This window comes from Clostridium cibarium, from assembly GCF_014836335.1.
In the GTDB taxonomy this organism is placed as follows: Bacteria; Bacillota; Clostridia; order Clostridiales; family Clostridiaceae; genus Clostridium; species Clostridium cibarium.
Genome location: NZ_JACSRA010000001.1, coordinates 252,202 through 271,138, shown reverse-complemented (window position 1 = coordinate 271,138; position 18,937 = coordinate 252,202). Strand labels below are relative to the sequence as shown.

The 18,937-nt window shown below is 29.9% G+C and carries 7 protein-coding genes; 5 read left to right on the top strand and 2 right to left on the bottom strand.

All coding sequences use genetic code 11. The features are described 5' to 3' along the window. The first annotated feature begins 226 nt into the window (after window positions 1–226). From H9661_RS01215 to H9661_RS19810, 3 genes are all read left to right on the top strand, one after another. Window positions 227–3,844, top strand: coding sequence for a carboxypeptidase regulatory-like domain-containing protein (locus H9661_RS01215; RefSeq protein ID WP_191767494.1), 3,618 nt, complete (start codon window positions 227–229; stop codon window positions 3,842–3,844). A 100-nt stretch (window positions 3,845–3,944) separates the two neighbouring features. Continuing rightward, window positions 3,945–9,368, top strand: a complete 5,424-nt coding sequence (locus H9661_RS01210; RefSeq protein ID WP_191767493.1) for a hypothetical protein — start codon at window positions 3,945–3,947, stop codon at window positions 9,366–9,368. A 429-nt stretch (window positions 9,369–9,797) separates the two neighbouring features. Further along, window positions 9,798–9,920, top strand: a complete 123-nt coding sequence (locus tag H9661_RS19810; RefSeq protein WP_279290124.1) for a hypothetical protein — start codon at window positions 9,798–9,800, stop codon at window positions 9,918–9,920. Between the two features lie 79 nt (window positions 9,921–9,999). Here H9661_RS19810 and H9661_RS01205 read toward each other — a convergent pair whose 3' ends face one another. Both H9661_RS01205 and H9661_RS01200 read right to left on the bottom strand, forming a co-directional pair. Next, window positions 10,000–12,363 (bottom strand): rhamnogalacturonan lyase family protein, encoded by a 2,364-nt coding sequence (locus H9661_RS01205; protein ID WP_191767492.1) that lies wholly within the window; start codon window positions 12,361–12,363, stop codon window positions 10,000–10,002. Window positions 12,364–12,432: 69 nt separating this feature from the next. Further along, window positions 12,433–14,757 (bottom strand): rhamnogalacturonan lyase family protein, encoded by a 2,325-nt coding sequence (locus tag H9661_RS01200; RefSeq protein ID WP_191767491.1) that lies wholly within the window; start codon window positions 14,755–14,757, stop codon window positions 12,433–12,435. Window positions 14,758–15,375: 618 nt separating this feature from the next. On the opposite strand from H9661_RS01200, the gene H9661_RS01195 reads away from it, so the two are divergent. Both H9661_RS01195 and H9661_RS01190 read left to right on the top strand, forming a co-directional pair. Further along, a complete protein-coding gene (locus H9661_RS01195; protein ID WP_191767490.1) occupies window positions 15,376–17,112 on the top strand; it encodes an ABC transporter ATP-binding protein in 1,737 nt (578 codons plus the stop codon). Beyond that, window positions 17,112–18,899 (top strand): ABC transporter ATP-binding protein, encoded by a 1,788-nt coding sequence (locus tag H9661_RS01190; protein WP_191767489.1) that lies wholly within the window; start codon window positions 17,112–17,114, stop codon window positions 18,897–18,899. The genes H9661_RS01195 and H9661_RS01190 overlap by 1 nt, the downstream gene beginning before the upstream one ends. Window positions 18,900–18,937 lie beyond the last annotated feature (38 nt).

Here is an 18,937-nt window from a genome sequence, read left to right as displayed (position 1 = left end):
TACTTAAGTAAATATTTTTTTTATATAACCATGAAATAAATGATTTTATAAATAGGTTAAAGTTAATGAAAAAGAAGATGCATATTTTGGAATGATATTACAAACGATTTAATTAATATGTAATTTTATGGGGATTTAGTGACATAAAAATAGAATTAAATCATTTAATTTACTATTATAGAATATTAATGAAATTAATGTTATAATTAATGTAGGAGGTGGGAATATGAGGAAGATTCAGAAGATATTGCTACTAGCGTCTATATCAGCAGCTACTAGTACATTTTTATTGGATAAGCCTACGTTAAAAGCATATGCAGTTGATGAATCTGCGTATAAAAATCAAATTACAAGTAATAATAAAATCAACATTTCTAAGGAAGAGACAACAAATGATAAAAAAATGGAGGGGGTGAATTTAAAAAAAGAGGAAGAGTTAGAATCTAAAAAAACTTCGTCTAATTCAAATGTAGGTGTTAATAAAGATAGTAAATCTTTAGCTATACAAAATAACTTGGCAGTTTCGAAAGCTATTAGTGTATCAGATGCAGTTAATAAAATAAATGCTGGCAATGGTGATATAGCAGAATATAGAGCATTGAGACTTACAAGGGTTAATAGGGATAACCTAAAGATCATAAATAAAGCTGTAATGGCTGAAAAAAGTGCACAAGGCAGAGACTTAACACTACCAGAAATTATGGATATAACATTACAAACTGGAGAAGGAATTCAAGAGGCATTTGAAAATATAAATAATGGAACTGGAACAGTTGATGATTATAAATTACTTGGAGCAGATTTTGTTAATGAAACAAATATAGATTCCGTAAATAAATATTTTAATGGAAAAGGGTATACTAACGTACTTAAGTTCCAAGATGTATCAAATAAGGCAGCAAGTGCTCTTAGACATATTAATGATGGAGAGGGTACGGAATCTGATTATAGCACGTTAGAGATAGGTAGTTATAATTCAATTTATAGCGATATTGTGAAAAAGTACATAAGTAAGGAAAAGGAAAGTAAAGGTAGAGATTTAACAATAGCAGAAATAGCAAGTGTAGTTAATACCACCATAGATAGAACTAAACAAGCTTTATATAATATGGATCAAGGAGTAGGTACTCTAGATGACTATAAATTTATTGGAGCTGATAATGTAGACGAACTGCATAGAGAAGATGTAAACAGTTTAGCAATGAATCAGAGATGGGGAGATGTAACTACAGCTCTTCAAGAAATAAATAATATATTAGGTTGGTTAAGTAATATTAACAATGGAGTAGGTGATGAACCTGACTATGGAAATACACATATTATAGATACGAATAAAGAATTTTTTGATTACGGTGTTGTTAATGCTGCAGTTCTCAAGAGAAAAGAAGCTAACAGTGGACAAGATTTAACAATAAATCAAATAAAAGAAGTTGTAGATAGTGTTAGAAAACTAACAAAATTTTATGAACGTGTAATAGCTGGACAAGCAACTGCAGAAGATTTTAAAGATGCAGGTTTTCCGGAAGTTGCTCAAGATGATGTTGCTACATTAAATGATATGCTTAAAGATGAGAGTTTAACATCATTGCAAGACAAGCTAAGGTCTATATTAGATTCGGTAAAAAACATTAATGCTGGAACAGGTAGTATTGATGATTACAACAATTTAAAAACAGATGCTGTTGATTTGTCAAAACTACAAGCTGTAAATGATGATATTTTAAAATTAAAAGCTGAAAAAGGTAGAGATTTGACTATAGCAGAAATAAGAGAATCAGTTAAGAAAACCATTGCAGCTTCTAAGGTTGTAAAAGGTGATGGTGAAGTCAAAGATTTCATTATAATAGGTATTAATGGTGTTACAGAAATAAATATACAGTTTATCAACGAAAAAATTAAAGAAAATGGTTCGATAACAATAATAAATATTAATATTGTAATTAAGCCAATAGTAGAATTATCTCAAGTATATGTAAGGATAGTATCTGGAGAAGGAACTCCAGAAGACTATAAAAAGTTAGGGATAAATAACGTTGATGAAAAGAACGTAATATATATAAATGCAGATTTAAAGAATAAAAAATATGCTAAAGTTCAAGACATACAAGTAAGAGTAGATAGTACTATAAGCAACATAGAGATAATAAATAAGATAAGTTCAGGTAATGGAATTATTGATGATTATATTAATATAGGTATTACAGATATTTATGAGGATATTTTGGTATATGTAAATGCAGATTTGAAAATCCAAAATTATAAATCTGTTGATGAAATAATTAGCAGAATACAAGCTAGAATAAGTAGCTATGAAGCATTGATGAGAATAAATTTAGGAGAGGCTATAACTGATGATTTTACTGCTTTAGGATTGACAGATATAACTGATGGTCTGCTTATATATGTAAGCACAGATTTGCAAAAGCAAAACTATAAAACTATTGATGAAGTAGTGAATAGAGTACAAGCTAAAATAAGTATTTATAAAGCATTGATGCAAATAAATTTAGGAAAAGCAACTGTTGCTGATTATAATGCTTTAGGTCTCTCACAAATAAATATTAATATACTTATATATGTAAATGCTGATTTACAAGGTAAGAAATTTGTAACGGTTGATGAAGTAAAAGCTCAAATTGAAAAAAATATTCAAATATACAAAGTATTATTAAAAATTAGTTCTGGAGAAGCTACTATAGAAGATTATAGGGCAATTGGAGTTAATGAGATAATTGATTACAATATTTCATACGTGAATATCAGAATAAAAAATGCAAATATATCCCAAGTTTCAGATGCTAAAATGGTTATTAACATAATAATTAATAATATGATATTTTCAAATGTAGGTGGTGTAATTACTGATTCAACAACAGGAAAACCACTACAAGGTGTTGAGATTAGATTTAGGATTGGAGCTAACAACACTACAGGGGACTATTTCACTAAAAATGGAGTTCCAGTTGTAGCAACAATAGATGCACAAGGAAAATATAGTATTCAATTGCCAGAAGGATGTTACACAGTAGAAATTAAGAAAGACGGATATGTTACTCAAAACTTTGTAATTACTTCAGATGGTAAAGCTAAGAATGTATTACAAAATATTCAACTAATAATGATTCAATATACTGTTAGTGGTGTAGTAAGGGATGCGGAAACAGGCAATCCTTTAGAAGGTGTAGCAATTAGATTTAGAGTTGGAGAAAATAATAAATCAGGAGATTACTATTCAGTTAATGGTACTGAAGTTGTAGTATACACAGATGCACAAGGGAAATATTCTGTTAGTTTAGCTGGTGGAACATATACAGCGGAAGCAAAAAAGGATGGAAATATTACTATATATAGTGTAATTATTTCAAGTGAGTCTGCTGAAAAGATGTTACAAGATATGGTATTATCTAAAACATTACCTGAAAACCAATATCGTGTAGTTCTATCTTGGGGAAGTAATCCTCATGATTTAGATTCATATTTTACTGGTAAAACAGGAGATGGGCAATCAATAAATGTATATTATCAGAATAAGACTGTTAAAGTAGGGGATACAGTTGTAACACTAGATAGAGATGATACTGATGGTAATGGTCCAGAAACAGTAACTTTTGTTGTTGATCAAAAAGGGAATTATACATATTCAGTATATGACTTAAGTGATAGTTCTACACCATCGTCAAATTTACTATCTTTATCAGGAGCTACAGTAAAAGTCTATAAAGGCAATCAAGAATTAAAAACATATGTAATTCCTACTAATGCCAGTGGAATTACATGGAATGTATTTAAAGTTGAAAATGGACAAATAGTTGATGTAAACACTATAACAAGTGATAAAAAGTAAGAAAAAAGATAATTAAATTATATACTTAAAATGATTAATAGATATAGGTGTAAACACACCTATATCTGTATTTATACTAAATTAATTAGGGGGGAAACATATGAATAATATTAAGAAAACTTTGCTGCTAGCATCAGTCTTAGCATTAAGTACAAAGATGTCTATAGATTTAGATATGATAAAAGCGCATGCAGCAGAAAATATTTCGGAAAGCAAAATTGAGGCTAAAGAAGAAAAACTACAAATAGAAAATAATGCAAGAGATAATGAAGTTCAGAAGGAAAAAAATATAAAAATAGACGATAATAAACTAGTAAAGAGTGGTACAGAGAGTGTTTTAGCCGTTGCAGCAGCAATTGATGAAGGAAAGTTAATCAATAGTATTAATGAAGGATCTGAAACTTTATCAGATTATAATTCATTGAAATTATATAAAGTAAGACCAGATAATATTAAGGTAATAGCACAAGCTATAAAAAATGCTAAGACAAATAAAGGGGCAAATTTAACAAAAGATGAAATTTCTAATACCATAACAAATGCTGTGCAAGATATTAGTGCTTCTCTTGATAGAATGGATAAAGGTAAAGCGACAGTTAACGACTATCAGCTATTGCTAATAACACAAGTAAACGATAGTAATTTAGAGGATGTTAATTATTGGTTGAAAGGGAAAAGATATCAATTGATAAGCAGAGTATCTGATATGGTAACAAAAATAGTTACTTCTGTTGCTAATATTAATAATGGAACTGAAAGTGGAAATGATTTTAATCAATTACAAATTTATAAAGCTAAAGATGAGTTAGTTCCATTTTTAAATAGAAATATACAAAGTGCAAAGGTAAATAAGGGAAGTGATCTAACTTCAAGAGAAATTGCTAAGGTAGTAGGAGATGCTTTAGATAAATTAAATCTAGCTTTCCAAAGAATTAATTTAGGACAAGCTACATTAGATGATTATCAATTTATTGGAGCTACAAATGTTAATGATGCCAACATATCAGATGTTAATGAATGGCTGAATGGTAAAGGCTGGAGTGAAATTGGTAATGTAGTTAATGAAATAAATTCAATTATAGAACCATTGAAAAAAATAAATAGTGGTAATGGTACAGTACCAGATTATGAAGCACTAAAGATATATGATGTAAATGATGATAACTTAGAAAATGTTAAGCCAATTGTAGCAGAAAAAAGACAAATCAAAGGAAAAGATTTAAGTATAGCAGAAATAATGGATGCAGTAAAAGAATCTGAAACAGTATGTAGTTTTTCTGATTTAATAAAAGCTGGAACAGCAAAGGTAAGTGATTATAATGATGCTAATTTAACTGGAGCTACAGAAAGTAATTTAGCCGACCTTAATGAATTGTTGAAAAATAGAAATTGCAGAACATTGAAAGAATTTCAAGATAATATAAATTCTATAATAAAATCATTAAAAAATATTAATGAAGGTACAGATACTATAGAGGATTATAGTAACTTAAATATTAGTGGAGTAACAGCTGACAATATAGGATTTATAAGAAATGATATAAAAAATGCAAGGGGTACTAGTGGAGATAACTTAAATAAATCAAAAATAGAAGAATCAGTTAAATCATCATTAAAGTGCCTTGCAGCAATGGATAAAATAAATGCTGGTAATGGAGCAATAGAAGATTATACTTTACTTGGAATAACAGGAGTTACAAATGATAACTTAACATTTGTAAATAATCAAGTAAAAGGAAGTAATTGCAAAACTATAGAAGAGCTTAAAGCTAAAGTAGCTGAAGCATTAAAATTATATGAATCATATAATAGAGCCAATAAAGGTGAAGGAACATATGAGGATTATATAAAAATAGGTATCAAAATAAAAATTGAAGAAGTAACATACTATAATGAGATATTCAAAGGTAAAAATTACTTTACCTATGAAGAGATGCAAATTGAAATTAAAGTATCAATAAGGGTAAGAACTGCTTATGAGCATATAAAGGATGGAATAGGAACTTTAGAAGATTTTAGGATTGTAAGATATACAGACGTAACAGAATACAATATTGATTTTATCAACAGATTAATAATTGAAGGTGGGGATTCAACTCCTGAAACTATTAAACAAATAATAACTAAAGTTAGCATTGATATAGAAATATTAATGAGATGGAGTAAAGGAGAAGTTACTGCTCAAGATGTTAAAGATTTAGGATTAGATATAGTTACAGAAAAAAATATTTCTTACATTATGGAAAGAGTAACAAAGGAGAAATTTTATAGTAAAACTGAATTAATACTTTCAATAAAAGCTATAATAAAGGAAAAAGAAATATATGAAAGAATTAATTTAGGTAAGGCTACTATAGAAGACTATCAATATATTAGAGTAACAGGAGTTACTACAACTAATATAAGCTCAATAAATGATTATGTTAAAAATGGAAATTTGATTACTAAAGAAACACTACAAGCAAAGATCGACATAGTTGTAGAACAAATCCAATCTATAACTCATACAGAAGTTGTTATTAACAGAATTGGTTTGGGACAGGCTGATGTTAGCGATTTTGAATTTATAGGCATAAGTATAGTAAATTCATTTAATATAGAATATGTAAATGAACATTTAAGAGTTGGAAAATATACAACAATTGAAGAGATAAAAGCAGCTGTTACTATGTTTGTAAGTCAATACAATTCTTATGAAGTTGTAAATAAGGGAGAAGCAACCGTAGATATATATACTTCATTAGGAATTACAGGTGTAACAGAAGCTAATATCGCATATATTAATTTAAATATTAAAGAAAGTAGATACTTTACAGTTGCTGAGATACAGGCTAAGGTAAATGTATTAATAAGCATATACCAATACTATGAAATTATAAATAAAGGAGAAGCAACTGTAGATATATATACTTCATTAGGGATTACAGGAGTTACAAGAGAAAACATATCATTTATTAATATTAATATTAAAGAAGGTAAATATTTTGAATTATCATCATTACAAAGTAATATAAAAATAATTGAAGAAAAGTATGAATCTTATGTAAAAATAAGCCTTGGACAAGCAACTGTAGAAAATTATAAAAAGATAGGAATAATTGGAGTAACTAGCGAGAATATATCTTATATTAACTTAAACATTAATTTGAATAGTTGTTTTGAAACAACCATAGTTCAGGAGAGAATAAATGTACTTGTTAAAGAATACAATTCTTATATTAGAATTAGTCAAGGTAGCGCTGTTGTTGAAGATTATGAAGTTATAAAAGTAAAAGGTGTTACTAATGAGAATATCAAATATATAAATTGTGTCTTGAAAGGCACTAGCTTTACTGAAATAATTAAAGTACAAGCTAGAATAGATGAAGTAATTAAGATTTATGAAGAATTAGTTAGAATAAATTCAGGTACAGCAACTGTTGTTGATTATACAACTATTGGAGTTAGTGGAGTTACTATAGATAATCTAATCTTGATAAATAAAGATATGAAGGAAAAAGGTTATTTAAGCGTAAGCGAAATTAAAGAAAGAATTGAAGCAATATTTAGTATTGAAACTGTTCTAGGAAGAATTAATTCAGGAAAAGGAACTATAAGTGATTATGGTGAAGCAGGTGTAATAGGGGTAACCTCTGCAAACTTAGATTATATAAATGTAAATATAAAAGGTAAGTTATTTGAGTCATTTAATGAAGTTCAGGCATCTGTAAAGGCAATCATAGCACAATATGAAATGAATATTAAGATTGAACAAATAGTGGAGAGAATTAATTTAGGCACAGCTACAGTTGAAGATTATAGATATATTGAAATTACAAGCGTAACTGAAGTAAATATCGATGCGATAAATGAGGATCTTAAGGGGAAAGATTTTAGTGATATAGTTGCTATTAAAGAGAGAGTAAATGTAGTAATAAAGATACAAGCTTCATTGGAAAGAGTTAATTTAGGGAAAGCTACATTAGAGGATTTTAGTATTTTAGGCATAACAGGGGTATATAAAGATATCTTAATATATGTAAATAGTGACTTAAAGGGATTGAATTATAAAAATATAGAAGATATTCAAAAGAGAATTGATGTAAACCTAAGTGTATATGTATTCTTAAATAAGGTGAATTTAGGACAAGCAACAATAGGTGATTATAATTCATTAAAAATAACAGGTGTAGACATAAATGTATTAGTTTATATAAATGAAGATTTAAAAGGTAAAAACTATACAACAATTGCAGAAATACAAGAAAGAATAAATAGTAGACTAAATATTTATTTAGCAATACAAAAAATAAATGCTGGAAATGCAGTACTTGCTAATTACTCAGTATTAGGAATAACAGATGTTGATGCTAATATATTGGTTTATGTTAATGAGGATTTAAAAGGCAGAAATTGTAAAATAGTAGAAGAAATTCAGACAAGAATAGCTGCTCAATTAAATATTTATAGAGCATTACAAAAAATAAATGCTGGAGAAGCAGTACTTAATGATTATTCAATATTAGGTATAACTGGTTTAGATTCTAGCTTAATAGTTTATGTTAATGCTGACTTAAAGGGCAAAAATTATACTAATGCTGATGAGGTTAAAGTCAGAATTGAGCAAAATCTTAATGTATATAAAATTTTAAAGAACATTAATGAAGGAAATGCGACTTTAGAGGATTATAGTGAAATTGGTATCACCGAAGTTATTGATTTTAACTTATATTATGTAAATATAAGAATAAAAGGATCATCTTTAGTGACTTTAGCAGAAGTTGAAGAAAGAGTAAGAAGTATAATAGATTCAATTCAAATATCAACAGCTAGTGGAGTTCTTAAAGATGCATCAACTGGTAATGTTGTGGCAGGAGTAGCAATTAGATTTAAAATAGGTGATGGAACTACTGGAGGATATCTTTCAAAAGATGGAGTGGAAATTGTAGTATATACAGACGCTCAGGGAAGATATAGTGTTGAATTACCAGAAGGAAGCTATACAGCAGTAGCTCAAAAAGATGGTTATATTATTGAGAATTTCTCAATTGTAGCTAATGCTGCTAATGAAAATGTGCAACAAAATGCAGCTTTAGTACCAGTGAGAACTGATGAAAAATATAGTATAGTATTAACTTGGAATGAAAATCCAAGTGATTTGGATTCTCACCTTTCAGGAACAACAGCTAATGGATCAACATTCCATGTAAATTATTCTAATACCTCAGTTAGTGAGAATGGGAAAGTGGTTGCAAGTTTAGATGTAGATGATAGAACTAGTTATGGACCAGAAACAATTACAGTTGCAGTAGATTCAAAGGGATCATATAAGTACTCAGTTTTTGATTATTCAGATAAATCAAATTCATCTTCAAGTATATTATCAAATTCAGGAGCTAAGGTAAGTGTTTATAAAGGTAACACACTAGTGAAAACTTATGTTATAGCTACAAATAAGGTTGGAGATATATGGAATGTATTTGAAATTAAAAATGGAGAAATTGTAGATGTTAATACTATAACTTATAGTACTGTAGCAGATTAATTTATATTTTAATTTGTGATAATGAAAGAGGCCTGCATGGTTTTGCAGGTCTTTTTCAAATAAAAAAAGAATGACTTGATCAAAGGGAGATAAGTCATTCAAAATATATTTCATTATCTATTTTAGGGGATAAATAATGCTTTTGTTACTTTACATTATTTATTATAAAATTGTAGTGTGTCAATAGTATGACAAATTAAATAAAATATAAATTTTTTGCGAACATATTGTAACTAATTTCAATATATAAATTTATATTGGTGAAAAAACTTGGAATTAACCAGAACATATATAAAGATATATATTTATTAAATAATTTTAAAATTAACATATTATTAAAACTGTCCTCATACATATATATAAATAAATATTAAGTAAACTTATTGAAGTTTATGATAAGTAAAGTTTATGGATGTAAGGGTGGGGAGTATGGATAAATTAATGACATTAGTTAATATGTTTAATAGTTTAAGCACAGATATGAAAATGTTTATTGCGGTAATAGTAGTTGCGGGAATATTATCAAAATTAAGTACTGAGCCAAATAGATAAAATAATTAATAAAAAAAGCTATCGTAAATATAGATATTCTATTTTAAGATAGCTTTTTTTATATTTAATTAGAGTTTATTTATTTTTGAGTTCTATTTTTAAGTTTTTTCTTAGTTGCAAAAACAATGCAGGTAGCTAAAGTTAATATGGATACTGAAGTAATAAAAATGATAGGAGTGCTATCACTAGTTTGTGAAATATTATTTTTTGTATTACTGTTTGTATTAGTAGTTGAAGTTTCGTTGTTATTGCTATTTGCATCTTCGTTTGTATATTGCTTTGTATCTGTATTTGACTGAGTTGCATTTTTGCTTGCTACTATGTTTATATTTTGTACAACTGTTTGATTTGTATCTTCAATAGTTCCATTTACAGTAGCTTGTCCTAATTTAGAGGTGTTTATAGTATCCCATATTACTGAAACAGGTTTCTTACTTCCATTATTAAAGGTTGCAAGTATATTTTGAGGTAATGTATAATTATCACCTTGAGTAATATCTATTGAATCAGCAAGAGTCAAGCTTGTTACTCTATTATTAGGAGTATAGATATTAGGTTTTGCAGGAGTTTTCATTCCTGTTCCCAAGAAATAACTTGTGTGTGGTGGTTGGTTATAACCAACATTTTGCCATGCAACATCTAATCTATAAATAGGATCGTGCATCAATGTGTCAAGACGATAATCAGTAACATCTGTCGTAGAATATATACGAAGCTCCTTGTTATCTGCAGTTCTCCAAACAACCTCTTCTCTCCAGTCACCTAGTATATCAGCTTGCAAAACAGGAGTAGCTTTTGTAGTGTTATTAGAAGCACAACCTGTAGCATCTACAATTGTATTCATTTTACTGTTTTCATAATCCCACTTATAAATTTTTGTATCATCTAAAAGTTCACGAGATAAGTCTCCATCCCACCATGTAGCAAAATTCATAGCACTAGGCTCATGTGCAGCAACAGCAATTTTTTCGCCTTTTATGGAATAGAGCCCAACTTGTTTAGCAGCCCATACTTCTTCTCCAGGGTAACGTGGATCTATATCAGCAGAAATACCACGTCCGCAATCTCCTTGTGCAACCTTAACTCCCCAAAGAATCTCACCAGTTTTTGCATCGCGGACATCGGCGTTGTATTTACATGTTTTTTCTTCATGAACTTGGAAAACTTCAAGCCCAGGTCTAGTAGGATCTAAATCGCCAACATGGAGAGCATCACCATGGGAAAGACCAGTTTGGTATAAGCCTTTACCATTATCATCTATTGTAGCTGAACCAAATATGATTTCATCTTTATTATCATTATCTACATCAGCAACAGCAAAATTGTGGTTACCTCTACCTTGGTAATCGCTATTTTGATTTTTATCAGCAACAAAATTCCAACGAGGAACTAATTTGTCATTTTTAAAGTCATAAGCAGAGATAGCAGTTTTTACGTAGTAACCTCTAGACATAATTATACTTGGGTGAACCCCATCTAAATAAGCAACACCAGCTAGAAATCTATCTACACGATTACCATAACTATCACCCCAGTCAGACACATTTCCACGTTCAGGGGCAAAAGGAATATTTGACATAATAGATCCTGTTTGTCCATTAAATATAGTTAAATATTCATTTCCGCTTAGAATATAACCTTTATCAGTTCTGTAGTCAGCATTTTTATCACCTATGACATTTCCAATCCCATCTACAGTTCCATCAGAAGTTCTAAATGCAACTTCTGCCTTTCCATCGCCATTAAAATCGTATGCCAAAAATTGAGTATAATGTGCACCAGCTCTAACGTTTTTACCTAAATCAATTCTCCAAAGACGAGTTCCGTCTTGCTTATATGCATCTATATACACATTGCCAGTATAGCCAGATTGAGAGTTATCCTTAGCATTTGTTGGATTCCATTTAACAATATATTCATATTGTCCATCTCCATCTAAATCAGCAACACTACCATCATTGGCATCATAGGTATAGTTAGCATCAGGACTTGTTCCAGCTTCTGGGATAGTTCCTCCTTCAGGAGCTTTAATTGAAATAGATATGTAAGGCGTGGTTGAAGGCTTTACATAATCAGTAGCAGCTAATTCAACACCATTGACAATAGGTCTAATAAAATATCTAGCGCTTCCATCAGCACCAGAATCTAGGTAGTTTGTGCTATTTGTAATAGGTTTAGAGTTGATTTTAATACCTTCTCTATAAATGTTAAATGAGATATTTGGATTATCTGTTCCTAGTTGACGCCATCCAATATATACACCGTCTTTAACTTTTGTGGTAATAAGTCCACGGTCTAAGTATTCCATTTGTCTTGCCCCAATAGGAATTGTAGATAAAACAGTTGCAGCATTTACTTTCTCTCCAATTGGTATAAAACCAGTTAGGGAAGATGAGATAACAAAAGCAGAGATAAAAAGAGAAATAATTTTTAATTTATGCATTTATAATACACACTCCTTAGAAAATATTATTTGGTAATCGTTTACTGAAAACGGCGATTATATATGTATTTATTTTGAAATCTTTTTGTTTTTATATGAAGTTAAATATAAAATTAAAGTCATTAATGAAGAAGTTACAAGAAAAGTTATTGGATTATTATCACTAGTTTTTGTAGTGGTGGAAGGTTCTTTATTGAGAATTTCAGAAGACTTGTTCATTTTGTTAGTGCTTTTTACTGCAATGCTATCAGCATTAATTTCTGCATTGGTCTTTTCAGATTTTAATAATATATTTACAGTTTCTGTAACGATTTGATTGGTTTCTTCTATAACTCCAGTAATTGAAGTAGTTCCAGGGTTTGAAGTATCTATGCTGTTCCAAGAAATGGTAACTTCATGATCAAAACCATTGTTAAATGTTCCAACAATTTTTTGTGGTAAATTAATTTTCTCGTTTTTATTTACATTTATTGAATCTGGTAAATTTAAGCGTGTAACTTTATTACCAATAGTATATATGTTTGATTTAGGTGGAGTTTTCATACCATTACCTAAAAAATAGCTAGTATGTGGAGGTTGGTTATAGCCAACATTCTGCCAAGCAACACCTAACCTATATACAGAGTCATGCATTAAGGTATCAAAACGATAGTTGGTGACATCTGTAGTTGAGTAAATTCGAAGTTCTTTGTTATCTTCAGTTCTCCAAATAATCTCTTCTCTCCAATCACCCAAAATATCAGCTTGAAGTACAGGATTAGCTTTAGTCGAGTTATTTGATGCACAGCCAGTAGCATCTAAAATTGTATTCATTTTTCCATTTTCATAATCCCATTTATAAATTTTAATTCCGTCTACAAGTTCACGAGATAAATCTCCGTCCCACCATCCGGCAAAATTCATAGAAGTAGGCGCATGTGTAGCATCAGCAATTTTTTCACCTTTTATGGAATAGAGTCCAACTTGTTTGGCAGCCCAAACTTCTTCACCTGGATAATGAGGATCAATATCTGCGGCAACTCCACATCCACAGTCACCATTTGCAACTTTCACGCCCCAAAGAACTTTACCAGTTTTTGCATCACGAACATCGGCATTGTATTTACAGCTTTTTTCTTCATGAACTTGAAAAACTTCGTAACCATCTCTGTTAGGATCCAAATCGCCAGCATGAAGAGCATCACCATGTGAAAGACCTGTTTGATATAATCCTTTACCGCTGTCATCTATCGTACAGGAACCGTATACGATTTCATCCTTACTGTCATTATCTACATCAAGAATGCTTAAATTATGATTTCCTTTACCTCTATAATCACTGTTAAGATTTTCATCAGCTACAAAATTCCAACGTGGGACCAACTTGCCATCTTTAAAGTCATATGAACTAAGACAAGTTTTAACATAATATCCTCTTGACATAACTATGCTTGGATGAATTCCATCTAAATAAGCAACAGCAGCTAAAAATCTATCTGCACGATTACCGTAGTTATCTCCCCAGTCTGATATATTCCCACGTTCAGGTACAAAAGGAATAGTAGACATAGAAACTCCGTTTTCTCCATTAAATATAGTTAGGTATTCTGGGCCACTCAATATAGAACCTTTATCAGTTCTGTAATCAGCATTTTTATCGCCAATAACATTACCAGTTCCATCTATAGTACCATCAGCAGTTCTAAGAACAACTTCAGCCTTTCCATCCCCATCGAAATCATATACTAGAAATGGAGAGTAATGTGCACCAGATGCTATGTTTTTACCAAGGTGTATGCGCCATAATAAAGTTCCATCAAATTTATATGCATCTAGTATAGTTTCACCTGTAAATCCAGGTACATTATCTCTAGAATTTGAAGGCATCCATTTTACTATATACTCATATTTTCCATCACCATCCAGATCTCCAACACTACCATCATTTGCACTGTATGTATATTTGATTCCATCTGGAGTTGTTCCACCTTCAGGGACTTGAAGAGGTATAGATAAATATGAATTTGATGAAGGTGTTATTGATTCACTAGCATTAAGTTCTATACCATTAACAATAGGTTTAACATAGTAGCTTGAATTAAGAGTTCCATAATTATCTAAATAGTTTGTGCTATTTGTGATAGGTTCTGAATTGATTTTAGTGCCTTCTCTGTATATATTGAATGATATATTAGGAGCATCTGTCCCTAGAAGACGCCATCCAATATATACGCCATCATTAACTTTTGTAGCAATAAGACCACGATCTAAGTATTCCATTTGTCTTGCAGTTTTGGATACATTTGAAGAAATTGTAGTAGCGTTTGCTTTTGTTTCATTCGGAATGAATGAAGTAAGAGAAGCAGAGATAACAAAAGCAGAAATAAATAAAGAAGTAATTTTCAATTTTTTCATTGTAAAAACACACCCCTTAATAGTATTTTTTAGTAATGGTTTATCAAGAAAATATATACCCCAGTTTCTTGAATATTTTCTATATGTAAAATTTTGATTACAAAGACATTATAACACAAATAAAGATTAATGCTAGATATTATGGTGAAGTTTTATTTGTTTTCCACAAAAAAGTGAAAAAACAAAGAATCAATGTTGGTTGAAGTTGCTTTTTAATGTTTGTAAAATATACTAAAAAATATATATTTGTATTGACAGGATATATTTAATGGAATATACTAGAAAACGAATAATAAATAAAAATATAGATTATAGAAATTCGAAAGGAGGTAGGATTATGTTTTTAATGGACAAACAAATAATGAGATTTATGAATCAATTTACAGTTTCAAGATTAGTACAATTTTTCAATAGCCCTACCTCTATAGTGAAGTTAAGAGAAAAATAGCTTTGCTATAATTATGCTTTGTATTTACAAGGTTATGGGCTATTGCCTATGACCTTTTTTATTATGTTAATTTCAATTTTAGATAGATTTTAATTGTAATTTTTAAGGTCATGGGATATCCATGGCCTTTTTTCTATGGGCTATGGAAATAAACAATTAGGAGGGGCGAGATGAAGAGAATATTAAGGTATATTTCAAAGTACAAAACATGGGTAGTAATAGGTAGTTTTGCAATGTTAGGAGTTATAGGTTTAGATTTATGTGTGCCTTTTCTTCAAAAAGAATTTTTAGACAGGGGGATTACTGGAGGAGATACTTCTGTAGTCATACCTATCATCTTAATGCTGCTTGGAATAACAATATTTAAGGCGATTCTTGGATATATTAAAGAATATCTTTATGATATTACAAGTAGTGAAGTACATGAGGAAGTAAAAGACGATCTATTTAATCATATACAATCATTAGAATTTAAGTATTTTGATGATATGAATACTGGAGAGTTAATGTCAAGGATTGGTGAGGATGCAGAAACAATATGGGAAACTATAGGGTTTGGACTAAGATTATTTGTAGAAAATATATTATATTTTGTACTTTCAACAGCAATTTTATTCTATCTTAATTGGAAGCTTGCATTGGCTTGTGTCGTAATTATGATTCCAATTGGTTTTATAGGTATGAAACTTGAAAATAAGTTTGGTAAAAGTTATGAAAAGATAAGTGATAAAACAGCAGAGATAAATACATCAGCTCAAGAGAATATTTCTGGAGTTAGATTAGTAAAGGCATTTACAAGAGAAAAGTATGAAATCAAAAAGTTTATGAAATTGAATAATGACTATTATGATTTAAATATGGAACAAGCTGATATTATAGGAAGATACTTTCCACCAATTGAATTTTTAACGAATATTTCTTTAGTGGTAATGATAGTTTTAGGTGGATATTTTGTATTAGACGAGGAAGTTACATTAGGTGTGTTAATGGCATTTAGTAGTTATATATGGAATTTAATATGGCCTATGAGAATGCTTGGAGATTTAATCAATCTTATTTCAAGGACAGCGGCTTCAGCTAAAAAGATTTTTAACATTATGGATAGAGAAACTGAAGTTAAAAGTAAGGAAGATGGATATTCTCCAGAAGAAGTTAATGGAGATATTGAATTTAGAAATGTTAATTTTAGGTATAAAGATGAAGAAGTGCTAAAGAATATAAACTTGAAAATACCAGCAGGTAGTACAGTGGCTGTTATGGGAGCTACAGGATCAGGGAAATCTTCTCTTCTTAGTTTGATAGGAAGACATTATGATGTTTCAAATGGTGAAGTGCTTGTAGATGGAGTTAATGTTAAGGATTATGATTTAAATAAACTAAGAAAAAATATGAGTATAGTACCTCAAGATACATTCTTGTTTTCAGATACTATCATGAGCAATATAAAATTTAGTAATGGAAGAGCAGATTACGATGAAGTAGTTAATGCTTGTAGAACAGCTTGTTGTCTTGAATTTATTGATTCATTAGATGAGGGATTTGATACAGAAATAGGAGAAAGAGGATTAGGGCTTTCAGGAGGGCAAAAACAGAGATTATCAATTGCTAGAGCTTTACTTAGACATGCACCAATATTAGTATTAGATGATGCGACTTCAGCGCTTGATATGGAAACGGAACATGAATTATTAGCGAATTTAAATAATAGAAAAAAATCTGCTACAACATTTATTATAGCTCATAGAATTTCAGCAGTTAAAAATGCAGATATAATTATCTACTTTGAAAATGGTGAAATAAAAGAACTAGGAAACCATGATGAGTTGCTTAAGAAAAGAGGAGCTTATTATGATATCTATTCTGAGCAATTTAAAGACTTTGATTCTCTAGAGAAAGAGGTGATATAATGGCTCGAAATACTATAAGAAAAGATGAGAATACAACTAGAAGAAGTAAAAAAGAACTTATATTAAGATTATCAGTTTATTTAAAACCATATAAGAAAGAATCTGCTATAGTAATAGGTCTTATGCTTTTTGTAATGCTTTGTAGTGTTTTAAACCCTTATCTTTTAGAAATAGCAATAGATGATAAGGTTGCAAACCATGATGTAATGGGGCTTTTGGAAATAGGTGGAGTTTTATTGGTTTTAAATTTAGTTGCATGGGCAGTATCTATTATTAGATGGAAAAAGATTTATTCAATCAACAATAATATACTTTTAAATATAAGGCGTGAACTATATACACATATTCAAGATCTTTCCTTTGATTTTTTTGATAGTAGACCTGTAGGAAAGATATTAGCGAGGGTGGTTGGAGATGTTAATGCATTAAAGAATTTATTTAACCAAAGTATTCAACTATTAATACCACAACTATTAAATTTAGCATTACTTTCAATCGCTATGTTAATGCTTAATGTTAAACTTGCATTAGTTTGTATTGCGCTTCTTCCTATACTTGCAATAGCTATGTTTTGCATTGAAATTTTTTCGAGAAGAAGATGGGAAATATACAGAAAGAAAAGATCAAATCTAAATGCTTTTACTCATGAGGAATTTTCAGGAGTTAAAGTTGTTCAATCTTTTGCTAAGGAAAAAGATACAAATGATGAATTTAAACATTTTGTTAAAAACCTAAAAAAATCTTGGAATTCTGCAGTAAGGTTAAATGATATGTTTTGGCCTTTAGTAGAATTGTCAGCTGGAATAGCAACTGTAATAGTATTTTCAGTTGGATATAAGTTAGTCATTAGTGGAGAGATAGCTATAGGTACTTTAATTGCATTTTCCATGTATGCAGGAATGTTCTGGAGACCTATAATGAACCTTTCAAGCTTTTATAATACTTTAGTAACAAATCTATCAGCGGCTGATAGAATCTTTGATATTTTAGATGTAAAACCTGATATAAAAGATGCTGAAGATGCAGAGAAAATGGACAAAATTAATGGGAAAGTTGAATTTAAAAATGTTGGTTTTGCCTATGAAGAAGGTGCTGATGTATTAAGAGATGTTAATTTTAATGTTGAACCAGGAGAAAGAGTAGCTTTAGTAGGAGCTACGGGAGCAGGAAAATCAACTATAGTTTCATTATTAAGTAGATTTTATGATGTTACTAGTGGAGAAATATTAGTGGATGGCAAGGATATTAGAAAAGTAAAACTAGAATCCTTTAGAAATCAAATGGGAATAATGCTTCAAGATACATTCTTATTTTCCACAACTATAATGGAGAATATAAGATATGGTAGATTAGATGCTACTGATGAAGAGGTAATTGCAGCTGCAAAGGCTGTTGATGCACATGAATTTATTATAAAACTTGAAAAAGGATATGATACAGAAGTTAATGAAAGAGGATCAAGATTATCTCTTGGTCAAAGACAATTAGTATCTTTTGCAAGGGCTCTTTTAGCTAATCCTAGGATACTTATATTAGATGAGGCAACGTCTAATATAGACACACAGACAGAAAGATTGGTTCAAAGAGGAATAGAAAAATTGCTTCAAGGCAGAACTTCTTTTGTTATAGCACATAGACTCTCTACTATAAGGGATTGTGATAAGATTATGGTGGTTGAAGGTGGAAGAATCATTGAATCAGGAAATCACGATGAGCTTATTACTAAGAGAAAAGCTTATTATGGATTATATTCAGCTCAGTATGAATTTTTAAATGAGGGAGCTTAATAAGTGGGTAAGGTATAACTTTGGCAGTTTGCTATGAT